The 15,607-nt window shown below is 68.8% G+C and carries 15 protein-coding genes; 5 read left to right on the top strand and 10 right to left on the bottom strand.

The genetic code is table 11. The features are described 5' to 3' along the window. Positions 1-32: 32 nt before the first annotated feature. Together ACSHXN_RS04450 and ACSHXN_RS04445 are read left to right on the top strand one after the other, a co-directional pair. A complete protein-coding gene (locus tag ACSHXN_RS04450) occupies positions 33-1,019 on the top strand; it encodes a LysR family transcriptional regulator (RefSeq protein WP_438302681.1) in 987 nt (328 codons plus the stop codon). Positions 1,020-1,166: 147 nt separating this feature from the next. Further along, complete coding sequence (locus tag ACSHXN_RS04445; RefSeq protein WP_438302680.1) at positions 1,167-2,144, top strand: NAD(P)H-dependent flavin oxidoreductase; 978 nt, start codon at positions 1,167-1,169, stop codon at positions 2,142-2,144. An 84-nt stretch (positions 2,145-2,228) separates the two neighbouring features. Here ACSHXN_RS04445 and ACSHXN_RS04440 read toward each other — a convergent pair whose 3' ends face one another. From ACSHXN_RS04440 to ACSHXN_RS04430, 3 genes are all read right to left on the bottom strand, one after another. Continuing rightward, positions 2,229-2,579 (bottom strand): DUF805 domain-containing protein, encoded by a 351-nt coding sequence (locus ACSHXN_RS04440; protein ID WP_356114303.1) that lies wholly within the window; start codon positions 2,577-2,579, stop codon positions 2,229-2,231. Positions 2,580-3,453: 874 nt separating this feature from the next. Then, entirely contained in the window at positions 3,454-4,311 is an 858-nt protein-coding gene (locus ACSHXN_RS04435; RefSeq protein ID WP_438302679.1) for a GNAT family N-acetyltransferase, read from the bottom strand. Positions 4,312-4,531: 220 nt separating this feature from the next. Beyond that, on the bottom strand, positions 4,532-5,017 hold the full coding sequence (locus ACSHXN_RS04430; protein ID WP_355134697.1) for a hemerythrin domain-containing protein: 486 nt from the start codon (positions 5,015-5,017) through the stop codon (positions 4,532-4,534). A gap of 253 nt (positions 5,018-5,270) precedes the next feature. On the opposite strand from ACSHXN_RS04430, the gene ACSHXN_RS04425 reads away from it, so the two are divergent. Together ACSHXN_RS04425 and ACSHXN_RS04420 are read left to right on the top strand one after the other, a co-directional pair. Continuing rightward, positions 5,271-5,732: a GNAT family N-acetyltransferase gene (locus ACSHXN_RS04425; protein ID WP_355134878.1), complete on the top strand. Its 462-nt coding sequence runs from the start codon at positions 5,271-5,273 to the stop codon at positions 5,730-5,732. Positions 5,733-6,104: 372 nt separating this feature from the next. Next, positions 6,105-6,599: a hypothetical protein gene (locus tag ACSHXN_RS04420; protein WP_356293532.1), complete on the top strand. Its 495-nt coding sequence runs from the start codon at positions 6,105-6,107 to the stop codon at positions 6,597-6,599. Between the two features lie 187 nt (positions 6,600-6,786). Here the strand turns inward: ACSHXN_RS04420 and ACSHXN_RS04415 are convergent, their stop codons facing one another. Together ACSHXN_RS04415 and ACSHXN_RS04410 are read right to left on the bottom strand one after the other, a co-directional pair. After that, positions 6,787-7,236 (bottom strand): hypothetical protein, encoded by a 450-nt coding sequence (locus ACSHXN_RS04415; protein ID WP_438302678.1) that lies wholly within the window; start codon positions 7,234-7,236, stop codon positions 6,787-6,789. 455 nt (positions 7,237-7,691) lie between these two features. Beyond that, positions 7,692-8,123 (bottom strand): nuclear transport factor 2 family protein, encoded by a 432-nt coding sequence (locus ACSHXN_RS04410; RefSeq protein WP_355134703.1) that lies wholly within the window; start codon positions 8,121-8,123, stop codon positions 7,692-7,694. A 100-nt stretch (positions 8,124-8,223) separates the two neighbouring features. Here ACSHXN_RS04410 and ACSHXN_RS04405 point away from each other — a divergent pair, with 100 nt between their 5' ends. After that, on the top strand, positions 8,224-8,793 hold the full coding sequence (locus ACSHXN_RS04405) for a PadR family transcriptional regulator (RefSeq protein WP_355134705.1): 570 nt from the start codon (positions 8,224-8,226) through the stop codon (positions 8,791-8,793). 37 nt (positions 8,794-8,830) lie between these two features. Here the strand turns inward: ACSHXN_RS04405 and ACSHXN_RS04400 are convergent, their stop codons facing one another. The 5 genes from ACSHXN_RS04400 to ACSHXN_RS04380 form a co-directional block, all read right to left on the bottom strand. Continuing rightward, a complete protein-coding gene (locus ACSHXN_RS04400) occupies positions 8,831-11,503 on the bottom strand; it encodes a SpoIIE family protein phosphatase (protein ID WP_438302677.1) in 2,673 nt (890 codons plus the stop codon). Further along, complete coding sequence (locus ACSHXN_RS04395; RefSeq protein WP_355134709.1) at positions 11,500-11,997, bottom strand: MarR family transcriptional regulator; 498 nt, start codon at positions 11,995-11,997, stop codon at positions 11,500-11,502. The genes ACSHXN_RS04400 and ACSHXN_RS04395 overlap by 4 nt, the downstream gene beginning before the upstream one ends. 343 nt (positions 11,998-12,340) lie before the next feature. Continuing rightward, a complete protein-coding gene (locus ACSHXN_RS04390) occupies positions 12,341-13,660 on the bottom strand; it encodes a glycoside hydrolase family 3 N-terminal domain-containing protein (protein WP_355134711.1) in 1,320 nt (439 codons plus the stop codon). Between the two features lie 477 nt (positions 13,661-14,137). Beyond that, positions 14,138-14,878, bottom strand: a complete 741-nt coding sequence (locus ACSHXN_RS04385; protein ID WP_438306425.1) for an alpha/beta fold hydrolase — start codon at positions 14,876-14,878, stop codon at positions 14,138-14,140. Positions 14,879-15,158: 280 nt separating this feature from the next. Beyond that, entirely contained in the window at positions 15,159-15,587 is a 429-nt protein-coding gene (locus ACSHXN_RS04380; protein ID WP_438302676.1) for a VOC family protein, read from the bottom strand. Positions 15,588-15,607 lie beyond the last annotated feature (20 nt).

Here is a 15,607-nt window from a genome sequence, read left to right as displayed (position 1 = left end):
CAGTGGGCGAGCCGTCGGCATACGATGCGGGTATGCCCGACTTGCCGTCGCCTCCGGCAGACCTCGATCTGCGGTTGGTGCGCTACTTCGTCGTCGTCGCCGAACACCTGCATTTCGGCCGTGCGGCCGCCGCCCTGCATCTCGCGCAGCCGTCCCTGAGCCGGCAGATCCGCCGCCTGGAAGAGCAGCTGGGCGCCCGCCTGCTGGACCGGACCCCGCAGGGCACCCGGCTCACCGAGGCCGGGGAGGTGTTCCTGCCCCGGGCCAGGGCGCTGCTGCGGTCGGCCGCCCGCGCGGCGGCCGACACCCGGGCCGCCGCCGAGCCCAGCCGGATCACCATCGGGTACACCGGGGGGATCATCGTCACCCCGGCGGTGCGCGAGCTGCGTCATCGGCGCCCCGACGCTGACGTGCGCACTTTGCATCTGGCATGGAACGAGGTGCGTGCGGCACTGCTCGATCACCGGGTGGACGCGGCGGTGACCCGGCTGCCGCTCCCCACCGACCGGCTGCACGTGACCGTCCTCTACGACGAGCCCCGGGTGCTGGTGATCCCGCTCGACCACCGGCTGGCCGGCAAGGAATCCGTCACCCTCGACGACATCGCCGACGAACCCCTCCCACGGGTGCGGCAATCCGACCCGGCCTGGAGCGCCTTCTGGCGCATCGACCCCCGTCCCGACGGCAGGCCCGCGCCCGACGGCCCTTTCATCGAGGCCGTCGAGGACAAGTTCGAGCTCATCGCCGCCGGGGAGGCCGTGGCCATCGCGGCCGGCACCCACATCAACAGCCTCCGCCCCGATCTCACCACGGTCCCCCTGCAGGGCGTCGAGCCGAGTCACGTCGTGCTGGCGACACGCGCCGGCGACCGAAACCGTCTGGTCGCTGCCTTCCGCACTTACGCCCAGGCCCTCGTCGCCGGTCCCGGCCCGGCCGGACCGGCAAGCCCCCGTCACGCTGACGCAGGGACAGGGCCGAAGCCCGCCTCGACAACCGGGCCGTACTCGGGAGAGCGGTGACGGAATTCGACCGCTACACGTTTCACCTCTTGTGGGCGGAGGCGGTCGGTGTGGTGGCGAGGGCAGTGCGGAAAGGCATACTGGAGAGATCGAAGCGGCCTCATGGCCGGTGCATGGACATGAATGCTTGCCGTGGCGGAGGTAGTCATGTTTCACACTCCGTTGTGCGAACTGCTCGGCATTGGGGCACCCGTGATCGGTGCCCCGTTCGGACCCTGGGACGAAGTCGCACTGGCGGCCTCCCTCTGCGGGGCGGGAGGGCTCGGCAGCCTGGGCACAGCTTCGCGCACCGTCGACGAGCTGAGGCATCAGTGGTCGCGCCTGCGTGAACTGACCGATCGCCCCTTCGCGATCAACCACACGATGCGGCCGTTCAACGAGGAAGCCTTCGAAGCCACGATCGAGGAAGGTCCCGCTGCCATCTCCTTCCATCTGGCGGTTCCGGAGGATCTGATCGATCGGGCGCACGCGGCGGGGATCAGATGGATCCAGCAGGTGACCGATGCCCGCCAGGCGGCTCAGGCGGTCGATGCGGGAGCCGACGTCATCATTGCCCAAGGGGGCGAAGCCGGGGGTCACGGGGGTGACGTGAGCACCCTGGTGCTGGTTCCGCAGGTCGTCGACCTGGCGGGCGACACTCCGGTCGTCGCTGCCGGTGGGATAGCCGACGGGCGCGGGGTCGCCGCCGCGTTCGTACTGGGTGCCCAGGGTGTGGCGATGGGCACGCGTTTTCTCGCTTCCACCGAGATGAGTATCTCCGACGACTGGAAGCAACGGATTGTCGGTGCCGACGCGGTGGACGCCGTAAAGGTGCTCAACAGTGAACGGATTCTCCCGCCGTACTCGCGCCCCGAGAGTTACGGCGTGCCCCGCGCGCTGCGCACGGAACTGGTGGACACACTTCGTCATCATCCCGAGCAAGTGAAAGAGGATGTCGTTCCTCGGCTGATGGAGTCCATCAGCCGAGGCGGCGGTGACGAATACCTGCCGTTCACCGGCCAGTCCGCCGCGCTCGTCCATGACGTTCTCCCCGCAGGTGAACTGCTGCGCGGGATCCTGCGCGAGGCGGAAGACATCCTCACCGCGAAAGCGGCGGAAGCCGCGGACGACCGAGATTCGAGGTGACGGCATCGACGGCGGGGGAGGGCGGGGCGAAAGCGCGGGCCCGCCGAGCGAATTCGGCGGGCCGTTGCCGGTGCTGCCGTCGGCTCACCGAGCCGCAGCGAACTTCGGATCGGGGCCGTATTCGTTGTCCTCCGGCTTGCCCGCGGTGGCGTAGAAGACGATCAGGGCGATCACACCGAACGGGACGAAGGTGAGCAGGAACCACCAACCGGAGCGGTCGGTGTCGTGCAGGCGGCGCACGGCAAGACCGAGGAGCGGCAGCGCGATGGCGAGCGTATAGACGATGAGCGGGATGTTCGAACCGATGGCGTGGTCCACGAACGTCACCACGTTGGTCACGATCAGGTTGAACAGGAAAAAGACCCAGAATTCCTGCCTGCGTGCGCGGCCGCTGAACACCGCGTACTTCTTGAAGACATCGGTGATCCAGTGCATGAGTGTCCCCCCAGGGATGACGGCGTCGGTGTGCGCCCATCGAACCTGATCAAGGTTGCCGGAAACCGCTCGCTTGACGCGCACAGATCAATCCGTTACGAGGCTGTGGTCGATCGGTGATCCTTGTGGTTGACCTGGGAGTCTCCGAGTTCGGCCGGCAACTTGCCGGGCTGTGCGGAATGGTGAGTTGTGAGTGTCAGGTGTGGCCTCAAGAAGCGCCAGGAGGACCCCAGCCGTCGTTGCTTCGATGTCCCAGACGCTCCCGAGACGGGTCGGATCGCTCATAGCCGCGCCCCTCAAAGGGAAGGCGAGCCGGAACCGTTCTCATGGACAGCACAGGCCGACTTGAGAGGCCGGCCCGGAGCCCTCCATGCCGGACGTGCGGAGCGGTGCCCGCTCGCCATCCAGATCAGGGCCGAGGGGAGAAGCCTGCGGACTGGTCGAGGTGGAACGGTGAGCCGGCCTGAGCCGGGACCCAACCCTGTCGTAGGGCGCACCGAATGGCGTTTGCGACATCCGAGGGGTGTACCGATGTGGCCTCGCGGGCGCACCAGTTGCCCATGTGCGGCTGGTTCGTGGTGACGACGAGCGTCGTCCCGGGACGGTCCGCATGCTCCACGGCACAGGTACACGGTGACCAGCAGAGGGCCTGGCTGTAGGTGGGCCTGCGCCGTAGCCGCCAACGGTAATCCGTACCGTCGACGGATTTGCGCCGTGATCCCTTGCGCCCCAGTGTCATGTCTCCCCCTCCGTTCTGATGCAGGCACACCGGCTACCGGCCGCAGTCCGCAGCTTCTCGCCGGCCCAGTGAGCCTCCGCCGACCCGACGGGGCCCGTAGAGGGACTACTTCGCCGAACATGGCCTCATCCGCGCCTACTGGAAGTCATACATCGCGAAGTCGGTGACCGGGCGGTAACCGAGACGCCGGTAGAGACCGTTGCTGGTGGGGTTGGCCAGGTCCGCGAACAGCAGGACATGTGCCGCGCCCGCGGCCAACGCGGCCCGGCTCACCTCGATCGTCGCAGCACCTGCGTAACCGCGGCCGCGCAGGTGGGCCGGTGTGTAGACGGGCGCTACCCGGATCTGGCCGGCGACCATCGGGCTCACGCCCGCCATGGAGACGGGGGTGCCGTCCGGGGTCTCCCAGAACGTGACGCGTCCGGAGGCGATACGGGCGTCGGCCCAGGAGCCCGCGTCGGTGGAGGTGAGCTCTCCGATGGCGGCGGTGAACTCACGGTGCCAGAGCATGAGTTGCTCGCGGTCCTGCTCGCCCGCGACTCGCCCCCGACCCTCCGGGGGCACCTCCGGCGGTGTGAGCGTACCGAGGCGGTACAGGCGCTGCCGCTCGTGCAGCGTCGGTGTTGCGCCCGAGTGCCGCTGCCAGGCCTCGGCGAAGGCGGTGGCGGTGTTGTGGTCCGCACTGATGCCGGGGAGGGAGCGGTCGAGGCCGACCAAGTGTGCGGCAAGAACGTCGGCCTCCTCGGGGGTGAGGGGGGTGAGGTTCAGACGACGGGGCGGGGTGCGGAAGAAGGTCGCTCGAACCTCACCGGCACGCTCCAGCCAGCCGAAGGCCGGAGCCTCGGTGCCGTACGCGTCCACTCCGCGGGTGCGAAGCGTCTCGGTCACCGTCAAGGGGAGGGCGTGCAGGGCCGGGCGCGAGTGCAGGAAGTCTCCGGCTCGGGCGAGAAAGGAGTCGAGGTCTTCGGTGAGGTGCCAGTCATCCGGGCGCATGCCTCATGATCCCTCGTACCCTCCGAGCGTGCCCGCGGATTTCGGCCGGGGCGGGACAACGGGCCTTACGGCCGGCAGACTTCCGGTATTCACGTCCGACTGTGACTGATGGTGTTGTCGCCCTCGAGAGGCTCGACCCTTCAACTGACCGACGCAGGCTGTCCTGTTGACGGCGTGTCGCCCGCCTCGGGTGGTGCCGCCCTGCGCGCAGACGGCTGGTTCATGGCATGCCGAACCGGAACACGTCGGCGGACCATCCGGTGTCGGCTACTCCCTCGTCGAGCGCCTCGCTGATCGTCCGCTCCTCGTAGCCGAAGTGGGATTCCATGATCGCCGCCAATCCGTCAAGCTCACCCCCGATCGCCTCCAGGGCGTCGCCGCCGGATCCGGCGGCCCGGTCGGCGAGTTCGCTCACCTGGGCCAGGATCGCGGCGATCATTCCATGATCCTCGGCAAGGTTCGCGACGGTCGCTGCGAGATCCGGGCGAGCGAGCAACAGCTGCGAGAACATCCCGTCGTCCTCGCCGTGGTGGTGCGTCGTCAATGCGGCGCAGAACGCCAGACAGTGGGTGAGGAGTGCGTCGTCGCTCAGCCGGCGCTGTCCGAGGCCCGTTCTGATCTCGTTGATCCGGTGACGCAGTTCCTGATGTGCTTGTGCGAGCTGAAGGCTCCATGCGGCCATACGGTCGCGGTCCTGGGAAGCCACGGATGGCAGTCCCTTCGGTTCCGCACCTCCATGCCTGACGCTGTCCGCCACCGGCACGCGATGCTGCCGCCATCCGAACACGCGACGCGGCGGAACGGCAAGCCCACCGCCTCGGAGCTGTGCCGAAAGTGGCTGGTCGTGGCTTCGCTGCCTGTGCTTCCATGCCGTCGTGACCATCAAGAGCGCAGCGGTTGCCGTGGAGGGGGCGGAGCCCCGGGTCCGACCGAGGACCGGCGGCGATGTGGAGAGATGTGTGCGGGTTCTCGCGGACGTCCATCGATGTGACGGCTACCCGGTGAACTGGCCTGAGCGGCCCGAGGAGTGGTTGTCACAGGCCTCTGTGTCGGCAGCCTGGGTCGCCGAACATGGCGGCCGTCTCGTTGGTCATGTCAGCCTGTCGCGCGGCAGCGAGGGAGATCTGGCACCCGGCCTGTGGAGTGAGCGCAGTGGGGTGAGCAAGGACCTGACCGCGGTGGTGAGCCGGCTGTTCGTCGCCCCGCAGGCCAGGGGGCACGGCATCGGTGCCCTGCTGATGGGCCGGGCCATGGAGGAAGCACGAGGTCGTGGCCTGCACCCGGTGCTCGACGTCGTGGCGTCCGACACCTCCGCGGCGGCCCTGTACGAGCGGCTGGGCTGGGAGCTGATGGCCACGGTGGAGCAACGTTGGAGTCCGGACCGGTCGGTCTCCATCCACTGCTACACGGCCCCGGCGTAGCGAGGTCTCTTCCGCGCGCTCCACGGCCGACGGCGGACAGTCGCCGGGGAGGGCCCGGTCCACGGGTGCGTTGCTGATCCTGCTGACTCCGGTTCCGGCGGCTCTGCTACGTCGCGTTCGCCCTGTGGTGCCGGAGAATCTGTTCGACCGCCGTTCCCGATCCGGGGCGCCGCGGCATATATACGGGCCGCGCCGATCGTTGTGGACAGGGCACCGGGTGCCGGGCTGTCGGTCCTTTACGACACGAAGATCTCAGCCTCTCTGATTGCGTTTACGTGTTGATGCTGCCGTATACCGTGATGCGTGCTCGCATCGCGGTAAGTAATCGCCCTCAGAAAGGGAACGGTTGTGCCCATCTCACGGTGGTATTTGATGGCTGCTTCGGTGCTCGCACTGACAGATCTCGGATGCCATGCCTCTTCACCCTCGAAGTACCAGCCCATGGCCAATGAAGTGCAGGGGCACTATGAAGTGATCCGTCTGCACGGAGATATGACGGGAACCAAGAGGCTCAACGACGGAGATCCGGAAACCGGAGTGGGCAATAAGGTTCTGATCACGGAAAAGCTCTCTCGTAACGGGAGCAAGTACGGTTTCTCCGCAACCATGTGCACCCAGGTCGGAGGGCCCTTGAAACCCACCTCGGAGAACCCGACCACTCAGCTGTGTTCAGGGGTTTACAACCTCGATAATGGGCAGGTCACCTGGCAGAACACGCTCGCGGTCACACGTGAGGGGACTCCGCCGCCGTGGAAAACGGCTATCACGGGCGGCACGGGCGCGTACGAGAACGCTCGCGGCTACATCCTTGTCGACGGGGAAAAGCGCGACTACGCGGTCTATCTCGTTCGAACGTCTTCGTCGTGAGCGCGCTCACTGCCTGAGCCGACCCACTTCACGGCAAGCCTGGTGCTCGTTGTGCGCGTGGGGTGCGGGTCTCCCATCCGCCGCCGGTGCCGACGTCCCCGCAACCCAGCAACGCGAACGCGCCCGCATCGAAGCGAGAGCCACATCCGATGGGGCGGCCCGCCTGTCGTAATGGCCGCTTGAGCAACTACACCTGTTCCTGGAACACCCTGATCCGAGTCGGTCTGAGCTTTCCGAGGGTCGTCCAGGCCGATCGCTCGGTCAGCTCGCGGGCCCACTCGTCGAGATCGGCACCGGCACCGTGGAAGAACCATGAGTGGAAGCTGCCCAGGGCTTCCAGGGCAGGTTCGGAGCCGTATCGGATCTCGCAGTGGACCTGCACGTAATGGTCGTGAGCACCATCGTGGTCGGAGACCGCGAACTGTCGCGTGAGGTCCACCGTGAACGTCGGAGGGCCGTCGAACGAGTACGTCCCGTACTGAAAGAGGAGGCCATCGGCATCAGGGGCGTCCGAGACGTCGAACAACTGGCGGCCGAAACGAAGGAAGGACTCCCAGGCGTCGTCCGTGCCGAGACCGACAAGGGCCCCCTGCCCCGCCCTCAGTTCGCCTTCAAGCAGCCCCACGGCCTCGTCCATGGATGGCCTTCGTGTCATCCCCACCCGCCTTCACTGCCGCGGCTCACCCTACTCATCTCGGCACACACTTCCGGGGGACAGCGTTCGCCGCTCGCCCCGGCAGTCCGCTGACCGGGGCGGGCTCCCGTTCGATCCCGGCGGCTCTGTCCGGGTGACTGGTCCCGCGGCGTCCGGGCGGGGTACGAACGCTTGTGACGTGAGCTGCCCTTGCGAGTGGCTACGGGCTTCACGGCGGCAGGCGCAACGGAGCCGGGGAGCCGGTGGACGGTCCCCTGAACGGTGGTTCGCCGCACCGCCGCACCGCCGCATTCGCCGGGAGGCGGCGCCGGAGTCCCTCGTACGGTCTTCGCGGCGGCGGTGCGTCGACCGCCTTCGGTGCCCGCGCGCCGCGGCCGGTTCCGGGGCGTTGGATGTCCCGAAGGCGTGGCGCCGCCGCCGCGGGTGGGAAGGCGCGTCTACTGGCCGGCCGGTGCAGGCGCGAGCCCGGCCGAGACAAGTCCGGCCAGAACGGCTTCACCCAGGGCGTGGACGGCGGACTGGGGCCGGACCATGACGGTGAACTCCTTGATCCGGCCGTCGTCGTCGAAGTGCAGCAGATCGATGCCGTGGATCTCCTTGCCTCCTGCCCTGGCGCGGAAGAGGAGGACCGTCGACGGGGCGGACGTGCCGTCGACGCTGGTCTGTGCCGTACCGGACAGGTCGCCGATGTAGCGGAAGTCCTCGAACGTGCGGAACAGGACACCGAAGAGCCCCAAAACCATCTGCTTGCCCTCGAAAGGCGTGAACTTGACGGGGCTGTAGAGGCGGATGTCCTCGGTGAACAGGTCCTCCAGGGCCGCGAGGTCGCGGTTGTCGACGGCGTCGCGGAAACGATCTGTGGTGGCCATGGCCCGGCTCGCTCTCTTGGATAGTCATGAATGTGACTAGTCAGTTTCATGACTATCATGGAGGGCGGGACCGGCGACAGGGGTGTGAAGGAGGCGAGCGATGGCGCTACGGCACGCGGTGCTGGCAGCACTGCTCGACGTGGAGCTCAGCGGCTACCAGCTGGCCAAGTCGTTCGACCTCGGTGTGGCCAACTTCTGGTACGCCCAGCCGCAGCAGCTCTACGCCGAGTTGACGCGGCTGGAGAGGGAGGGGCTGATCGCGGGTCGTGAGGTCGTACAGGACGCCCGGCCCAACAAGCGCCTGTTCCGCGTGACCGAGTCCGGGCTTGCGGAGCTGGAGGACTTCACGGCCGCCGCCGCGAAACCCCCGTTCATCCGCGACGATCTCCTCGTCAAAGTGCAGGCCGCCGACGACGTCGATCTCGGAGCGCTGATCACACAACTGGGCGAACGCGCATCCATTGCCGCAGCCAAGATCGACCTGTTCGGCCAACTGCTGCGCGGTATGCGGGGCGAGCGTACGGAAGAGGAGTTTCTGCGTCATGGACACCGCATCGGGCCCTACCTGACGTGTATGCGCGGCCTGGCCTTCGAACAGGGCAACCGTGACTGGTGCGAACGGGCGATCGCGGTGCTGACGGAGCGGCGGCAGGCACACACACGCCAGTGACCGCTCCGCCCGGTGCGGTGGAGGGCAGGGCGACAGATCACGCTTGTGGGCGGGGCGTTCCGTCGTCCGGTTCCTCGCTCGTGCGGGACCCGTGGTCCGCCGCGGTGAGCGCCTGCTCGCACCAGATCGTCTTGCCGCTCTTGGCGTGCCGGGTGCCCCAGCGCTGGGTCAGCTGGGCGACGAGCAGCAGTCCTCGGCCGCCCTCGTCGAAGGTGCGCGCCCGTCTCAGATGGGGTGCGGTGTTGCTGCTGTCGGAGACCTCGCAGATGAGCGCGGTGTCGCGGATGAGGCGCAGCTGGATCGGTGGGGCGCCGTAACGGATCGCGTTGGTCACCAGCTCACTGACCACCAGTTCCGTGACGAAGGACAACTCGTCCAGCCGCCAGGCCTCGAGCTGTTCGACGGCCAGCGTGCGCGCCCGGGACACCTCCTCCGGATCCGCGGGGATGTCCCAGGTGACAACCCGGTCCGAGGTGAGCACACAGGTCCGGGCCAGCAGCAGGACGACGTCGTCCTGCGGAGGGCCGGGAAGCAGGGTGTCCATGATCGTGGAACATGCGGCCTCCAGAGAGCCCGGCGACGAGGCCAGCGCGCTGCGCAACATGGCGAGGCCCTCGCCGAAGTCGCGCTCCCCGGAGTGCACCAGACCGTCGCTGTACAGGGCAAGGGTGCTGCCTTCGGTCAGGTCCAGTTCGATGTTCTCGAAGGGAAGACCGCCCACCCCGACCGGAGGGCCGATCTCTCCGGCAATCTCCTCCACCGTGCCGTCGGGCGTGATGACGAAGGGCAGGGGGTGGCCGGCGCTGGCGAGTGTGCAGTGCCGGGAGACCGGGTCGTACACGGCGTAGATGCAGGTGGCACCCCGTTCGCCGTTCGCCGGCGCGTCCTCCAGGTGGAGTACGAGGTCATCGAGATGGGTGAGGAGCTCATCGGGTGGGAGGTCGACGTCGGCGAGGGTGCGCACCGCGGTGCGCAGACGTCCCATGGCGGCCGAGGCATGGATGCCGTGCCCTACGACGTCGCCCACGACCAGGGCCACCCGTACGCCGGACAGGGGGATGACATCGAACCAGTCCCCGCCCACACCCGCCCGGGTGCCTGCCGGGAGATAGCGGTAGGCGACGTCGACGGCAGGCTGCTCGGCCGGCCGATGCGGCAGCAGAGCGTGCTGGAGGGCGAGCGCACTGTCCCGCTCATGGGTGTAGCGGCGGGCGTTGTCGACGGCTGCCGCGGCCTTGACCGCCAGCCCCTCGGCGTCGATGAGGTCCTGTCTCTCGAACGGTGCGGACCGGGAGCGCCAGAAGGTGACCGTTCCCAGCAGAGTGTGCTGGGTCGCCAAGGGAATCGTGATCAACGACGTCATGCCGTACGCGAGGAGGCGCTCGGCTTGCTGAGGGCTGTCGCCCCGCCACGCGGAGCACTCACTCAGATCGCGTACGAGCAACGGCCGCGGCGTGGACGGGGACCCTGTGAAGGGCGGCCGGTCGCACGCCACCATGGTGCCTTCCGGCTTCAGGGGTGAGTCGTGGCGGATGCCGCCGACGGCCACGCGCTGCATGGGGGTGTCGCCGGTGACAGTCGGTTCGTCGCCGCGCAGTGCGGACATCGCGAGGTCGACGGTGGCGAAGTCGGCGAACCGGGGTATCGCCACATCCACCAGTTCCCGGGCGGTTCGTGTGACGTCCAGGGTGGTACCGACGGCCACACTGGAGTCGTAGAGCAGTTTCAGGCGACCGTGGGCCCGCCGGGCTTGCGCGAGACTGCTCGCCAGCGACTCGGCCATGGTGTTGAACGCCGTCTCCAACTGCTCGATCTCCCGCCGTCCGGTCATCGGCATGCGGGCGGTCAGATCGCCGACGGCGAGCCGCGTGGCCACCGCGGCGGCGGTGCGGACCGGCCAGACGATCACCCTGATGACGTACGCCGAGTACGTGCCGATGAGCAGGACCGAGGCGCCGAAGCCCGCTGAGGCCACGGCGGTCGCCCTTCGTGCGCTCGCGTCGGCGGCGGCTTCACGCGCCGCGACATCGGACTGCTCTGTCGCGGTGTAGCGGTCGAACATGCGCCTGAGCGCGTCGACCTTCTGCTGACCCATCACCGTCGCCGTCAGGCTTCTCGACTGGGGGTTGCCGTGCCGTGCCTCGTCGACCAGGGGAGTGGAGTAGGTGTCGATGAAGGACCGGCCCGCCCGGCTGATCTGGACCGCCAGGTTTCGTTCGGCAGGGGACTCGCTGAGCCGGACGAGTTTTGCGGCCTGCGCGGGGAATCGGGCCTGGGCCGCTTTCCAGGGCTCGAGGAAATGCGGGTCTCGGGTGATGATGAACCCCCGCTGACCGGTCTCGATGTCGAGGACGAGGGAGTCGACCAAGCGGCTCTGGCTGAGTGCGGCGTGGGATTGCCGTTCGGCCAGCCCGGTTTCCCGCACGCTGTTGCCGGACCAGATGAAAGCGGCGAAGACGGCGCCGATCAGCACGGTGAGCAGCGCGCCGGCGGCGGCCGTGAGGCTGACAAGACCCCGTTGCGAACGTCGGCCGCGCCAGGGCCTCGCCATCAGGGGCGCCTCCTCTTCGCCGGGGTCGCCGCGCCGTCGATCGGGCACCGGGTGAGGGGTGGGCCTCGCACGGGCCGTCTGCGAGTCGCGCATCCCGGGCCGGAAGGCGCCGCTCCGTTCTTCGCCCTCGCGCTCGGCGTCCGACGTCGGTTCGTTCATGAGCCGGCCGCCGAGGCGGTCGCCGTGCCGACTCGGCGCGGTGGTGCGGTGGCGTTGAGGAGCAGCTGCCGCAGCAGGGGTCGGGCCGCCTGCATCGCCTCGGTCAGAGCGCGCCGGTCCTCGCCGGACAGGGTGGTCAGCAGCTCCATCAGGCGGGCGTGATGGACCCGCTGTCGTTCGGACAGCAGTTCCCGGCCGGACTCGGTGACGGCGACGAGTACCACACGGCGGTCGCCGGGGTGCCGGACCCGCCGCACCAGTCCCAGCTGTACCAGGCGGTGGACCAATTGGGTCATCGAGGGCTGAGCGACTCCCTCCGCCGCCGCCAGTTCGGTGAGCCGGGCAGGCCCGTACCGGCCGAGTCTGTCCAGTGTCGAGACGCTGGTCAGACTGAGGTCGCCGACGGTCATCAGGTGGCGCAACACCAGTAGAGCCGCGTCTCCCAGTGCCTCGGCGAGTCCTTCGGGGCTCTGTCGGCTACCTGTTTCGTGCATGAGCTGGGTTCCCGTGCGCAGGAACGGGTGGGTCGGGTGCGCAGCTTCCTTCGGTGGCTGCCTTCGCGTTTCGATTTCAACAATTACATAGGGATTCTATGACTTTTACGCTTAAAGAGGCGTTAAAAGGTGCATTATTTCTTTGATCATCGACGTGACAGGGTGATCGCCTCGTCTCTGGGCGGCCGGGACACGAGGCCGCCCGTTCCGCCACGGCCTGGGGGCCATGGTGGAACGGGCGGATGGTGTGACCTTGCCGCACCGGCGGCAGGGGCAGGCCTCTCGCGCGCGGTCGACCTTCCGGGAGGGGCGTTCCGGGGCGCCGAAGGGCCTCGGCGGCGGTTCAGCCGCAGCTGAGCAGGCCGGCCTTGTACTTGGCGTCGAGTACGCGGTGGACGCTCGCGTTGACCTTGGCACGGAAGGAGGCGTCCTGCTGCATCCGGGTCTGGACGGCCTGAGCCATGGCCGGGACGGTGCTCGGATTCACCGTGAGGATCATGTCGCCGCCCGCCGACACGAAGTTCACCGCGCGCTGGGCCGGAGTGAAGGACCGCACCGCGACGGCGTTGCCGAGGTCGTCGGAGATGACCACGCCCTTGAAGCCGAGCTGGGTGCGGAGCATCTGGTTGATGACCGTCGGCGAGAAGGCCGCCAGGTGCCTGGAGTCGATCTTCTTGTAGGTGGCCAGCGAGACCATCACGAACGGCGAGCCGGCCCGGATTCCGTTCCGGAAAGGCGTGATGCTCGAGCTGTTGGCGGTGGTCACGGAGTCCACGACGTTCGCGGTGGTGTCGGTGTTGCCGATCACCTGGCCCAGCCCCGGAAAGTGCTTGATGGTCGTCATCACGCCCGACTGGGCGAAACCGGCGGCGAAGGCGTTGCTGTGCGAGGAGACGACGTCGGCGGTGTGACCGAACTCCCGATTGAAGAAGCCGATCGGGCGGTTGCGGGTGCCGAGGCTCGCCGGCACCACGTCGGCGACCGGAGCCAGGTTGACGTTGAGCCCGGCGGCCTTGAGCTGATTGGCCCAGCCCGCGGCCCGGGTGCGCAGAGTCGTGGTCGACCAGCTGCCCTGGGTCAGCCCGCTGGGCATGGTCGAGAAGCCGGGGCCGCTGAGCACCTGTACCCGCCCGCCCTCTTGGTCGGTGGAGACCAGCATTCCGACCCGCCGGCCGGCGACCTGGTCCGCCTGGCTCCGGATGGCGTCGACCACCTTCCTGGTGGCCGTCACTCCGGCGGTGCTGCGTCCGGTCAGCATGACGGAGCCCACGTGGTAGGCCCGCAGGGTGCGCAGCTGTGCCGGGTCGGGGCGGGCCGCGGAGACGCCACCCATGAAGAGCTGGCCGACCCGCTGGGCCGTGGTCATGCCGTTGAAGTAGCGGTCGGTGCAGGTGGCGGGGGTTGCCGCCGGGGCGGCGCTGGTGACGGACGGGGCCCCACCGGTCGCGGAGCTGAGCTCGGGCGTGGGGCTGAGCGTCCGGGGTGTCGCGGTGCGGGGCGTGGTCGCGCCCTGGCTGGTGGCGGGCGGCCGGGAGTCCTCGGAGCCCACGTGCAGGGCTGGTTCCCCGCAGGCGGTCGAGGCCAGCACCAAAGTGACCAAGGGGACCGCGGTGCGCAGGGTTGCTGAGCGGCGGCCCCGCGGCCACCGGACACGTGCTGTCATCGATCTTTCTCCTGCCCTAGGTGCTTCCCGGACCGCTTGGGGCCGCGGGCTTCAGAGCCGCTTCCGGCACGGCGGACTGGGCCCACCGTGTGAAACACACCGTACGTTATGCGTACTTGTCCGACTCTTTGCATGTCTGGGTGATATTGCGACCTGAGCGGTGCGGGGAGTGCGCTGCGGGCGCGGGAATTCCGCGCCGGCATGGTCCTCGCGAGTGTCCGGGTCGGCCCGCTCCAGGCGTCGGAGGTGCCCGGGGCGGTGACGGGTCAACCTTGTCGGAGCTCCCGGGTGCTCGTTCGACCGATGGTGTGAGGCGGCGGAAGCGGCCGCCGCCCCACCCCGCGGCAGTACCGGGCCCTTCGATGACTCCGCCCGGTGAAGGCCCCTGCGGACGCTTCGTGCGTACATCCGCCCGGTGCCGACGGACCCGGAGGACACCCCCCTCCGGGAGCGCTCGGTCTCCACGGCCGGGCTCGTTCACCCCGGGAAGGCCGTAATGGCGGCCGCGAAACGGTCGGCGTCGTCGAGCCGCGGAAGGTGACCGGCGCGGGCTGCACGACCGGCTCGGCACGAGGGAAGAGCCGAGCCGTCTCGGCCGCGGCCGGGGGAGGGGAAGTGGGATCGACCTTCCCGGCGAGCGGGAGCATGGGCTGTCCGAACACCGCCGGTGCCGTGCGGGTGGCATCCGGAGCGAAAACGCCCTCTGCGCCGAAGACGGCCGCGGCTTCGCCGTTCCGTTGCGCGCTTCCCGCGGCGTGATGGGTCTGGGCCGCTTCGTCCCAGCGGCCGTACCGGAACGGCGCGATCTCCTGCCGCGAATCGGTGGTCGCTCGGCCGGAGACCATCGATTCCAGGGCCGCGTACGCCACCGGGAACCACGCCTCGCCCCTGCGCAGCCGTGCCGTCTCGCGCCGCACGTCCCCGGACGCCGACGGCGACGACGCTCGGTGTGATCGGCCCGAGCCTGCCGACATGTGCCGGGTGTCGCTCCGTGTACAGCAGGGGCAGGTTCGTACAGGCGGAGTGCGCGAGCAGATCCGTCCGCTCGAGGCCGAGGTGCTCACGGAGAGCGTCCATGTCGTCCACGAGCCGGTCACAGTGATAGGAGGCGATGTCCTCCCGTGCCGCCGACCGTCCTGTGCCTCGAAGATCCGGCATGATCGACCGCCGGTGCGCGGAGAGCCCGCCGAGCTCGGCGAGGTACGCCGAGTCCTGCACGGTTCCTCCGGGCAGGCGGACCAGGCGAGGATCGTCTCCGAACACGTGGCAGGCGAGCTCGGGTCCGTCGTGGGCGGAGAAGGAAGGCACAGGGCATGACCTTGCCAGCGGGGTCGCACGGGAACAAGCGCATCATGCGGCGCCCCTGAAGGCCGCACGGGAAAGGGCGGGTTGAGCGCGCCGGAAGCCGACTTCCGCTGCAGGCACGCCGCATCGGTGACGGTGAGGGCCGGGATCGTCCTCCGCTCCGGGTCAACCGGCCCTGCGGACGGTCATGTTGTCAGGCGGCCGAGACCTCGATCAGCTCGATGAGATTGCCCTCGGGGTCCTGGACGTAGGCGTAGCGCATGCCGTCGGTGACGCCGGGGGAGGGCGGCGACACCCGCCCCGCGCCGCACTCGTCGACCAGCCGGGCGAAGGCGGCTTCGAGGTCGGGCACCTGGAGTGCGACGTGGGTGAAGGTCTGCGTGGCGGTGGCGGCGAAGGGGTCGCTGTGGACGACGGGTGTGGATCCGGATCGCTCGACGAACTCCACGCGCAGGCCGGCGGAGTCGCTCAGTACGACGGTACGCACACCTGCGTCGGGCAGATCGAGCCGCTCGTCCACCCGAACAAGACCCAGGGCGGCTCGGTACCAGCCCTCCTGTGCGGGCAGGTCGGCGACGGAGAGGCTGATGTGGTGGAAACGGTAGGCGGGGGCGATGGTCACGAGTCCTCCTGGTTAATGCT

Origin of the sequence: Streptomyces sp. HUAS TT11 (genome assembly GCF_051553595.1) — a bacterium.
Classification (GTDB): domain Bacteria; phylum Actinomycetota; class Actinomycetes; order Streptomycetales; family Streptomycetaceae; genus Streptomyces.
The sequence above is the reverse complement of the archived record's forward strand: the minus strand, read 5'-3'. Positions and strand labels throughout refer to the sequence as shown.

What these genes read in the sequence shown, in the direction of transcription:
- ACSHXN_RS04395 (WP_355134709.1), bottom strand. Translation starts at nt 11,997, where the DNA reads ATGCACGAAACAGGTAGCCGACAGAGCCCCGAAGGACTCGCCGAGGCA.
- ACSHXN_RS04420 (WP_356293532.1), top strand. Translation starts at nt 6,105, where the DNA reads ATGGCTGCTTCGGTGCTCGCACTGACAGATCTCGGATGCCATGCCTCT.
- ACSHXN_RS04410 (WP_355134703.1), bottom strand. Translation starts at nt 8,123, where the DNA reads ATGGCCACCACAGATCGTTTCCGCGACGCCGTCGACAACCGCGACCTC.
- ACSHXN_RS04390 (WP_355134711.1), bottom strand. Translation starts at nt 13,660, where the DNA reads ATGACAGCACGTGTCCGGTGGCCGCGGGGCCGCCGCTCAGCAACCCTG.
- ACSHXN_RS04435 (WP_438302679.1), bottom strand. Translation starts at nt 4,311, where the DNA reads ATGCGCCCGGATGACTGGCACCTCACCGAAGACCTCGACTCCTTTCTC.
- ACSHXN_RS04440 (WP_356114303.1), bottom strand. Translation starts at nt 2,579, where the DNA reads ATGCACTGGATCACCGATGTCTTCAAGAAGTACGCGGTGTTCAGCGGC.
- ACSHXN_RS04445 (WP_438302680.1), top strand. Translation starts at nt 1,167, where the DNA reads ATGTTTCACACTCCGTTGTGCGAACTGCTCGGCATTGGGGCACCCGTG.
- ACSHXN_RS04415 (WP_438302678.1), bottom strand. Translation starts at nt 7,236, where the DNA reads ATGGACGAGGCCGTGGGGCTGCTTGAAGGCGAACTGAGGGCGGGGCAG.
- ACSHXN_RS04450 (WP_438302681.1), top strand. Translation starts at nt 33, where the DNA reads ATGCCCGACTTGCCGTCGCCTCCGGCAGACCTCGATCTGCGGTTGGTG.
- ACSHXN_RS04405 (WP_355134705.1), top strand. Translation starts at nt 8,224, where the DNA reads ATGGCGCTACGGCACGCGGTGCTGGCAGCACTGCTCGACGTGGAGCTC.
- ACSHXN_RS04400 (WP_438302677.1), bottom strand. Translation starts at nt 11,503, where the DNA reads ATGAACGAACCGACGTCGGACGCCGAGCGCGAGGGCGAAGAACGGAGC.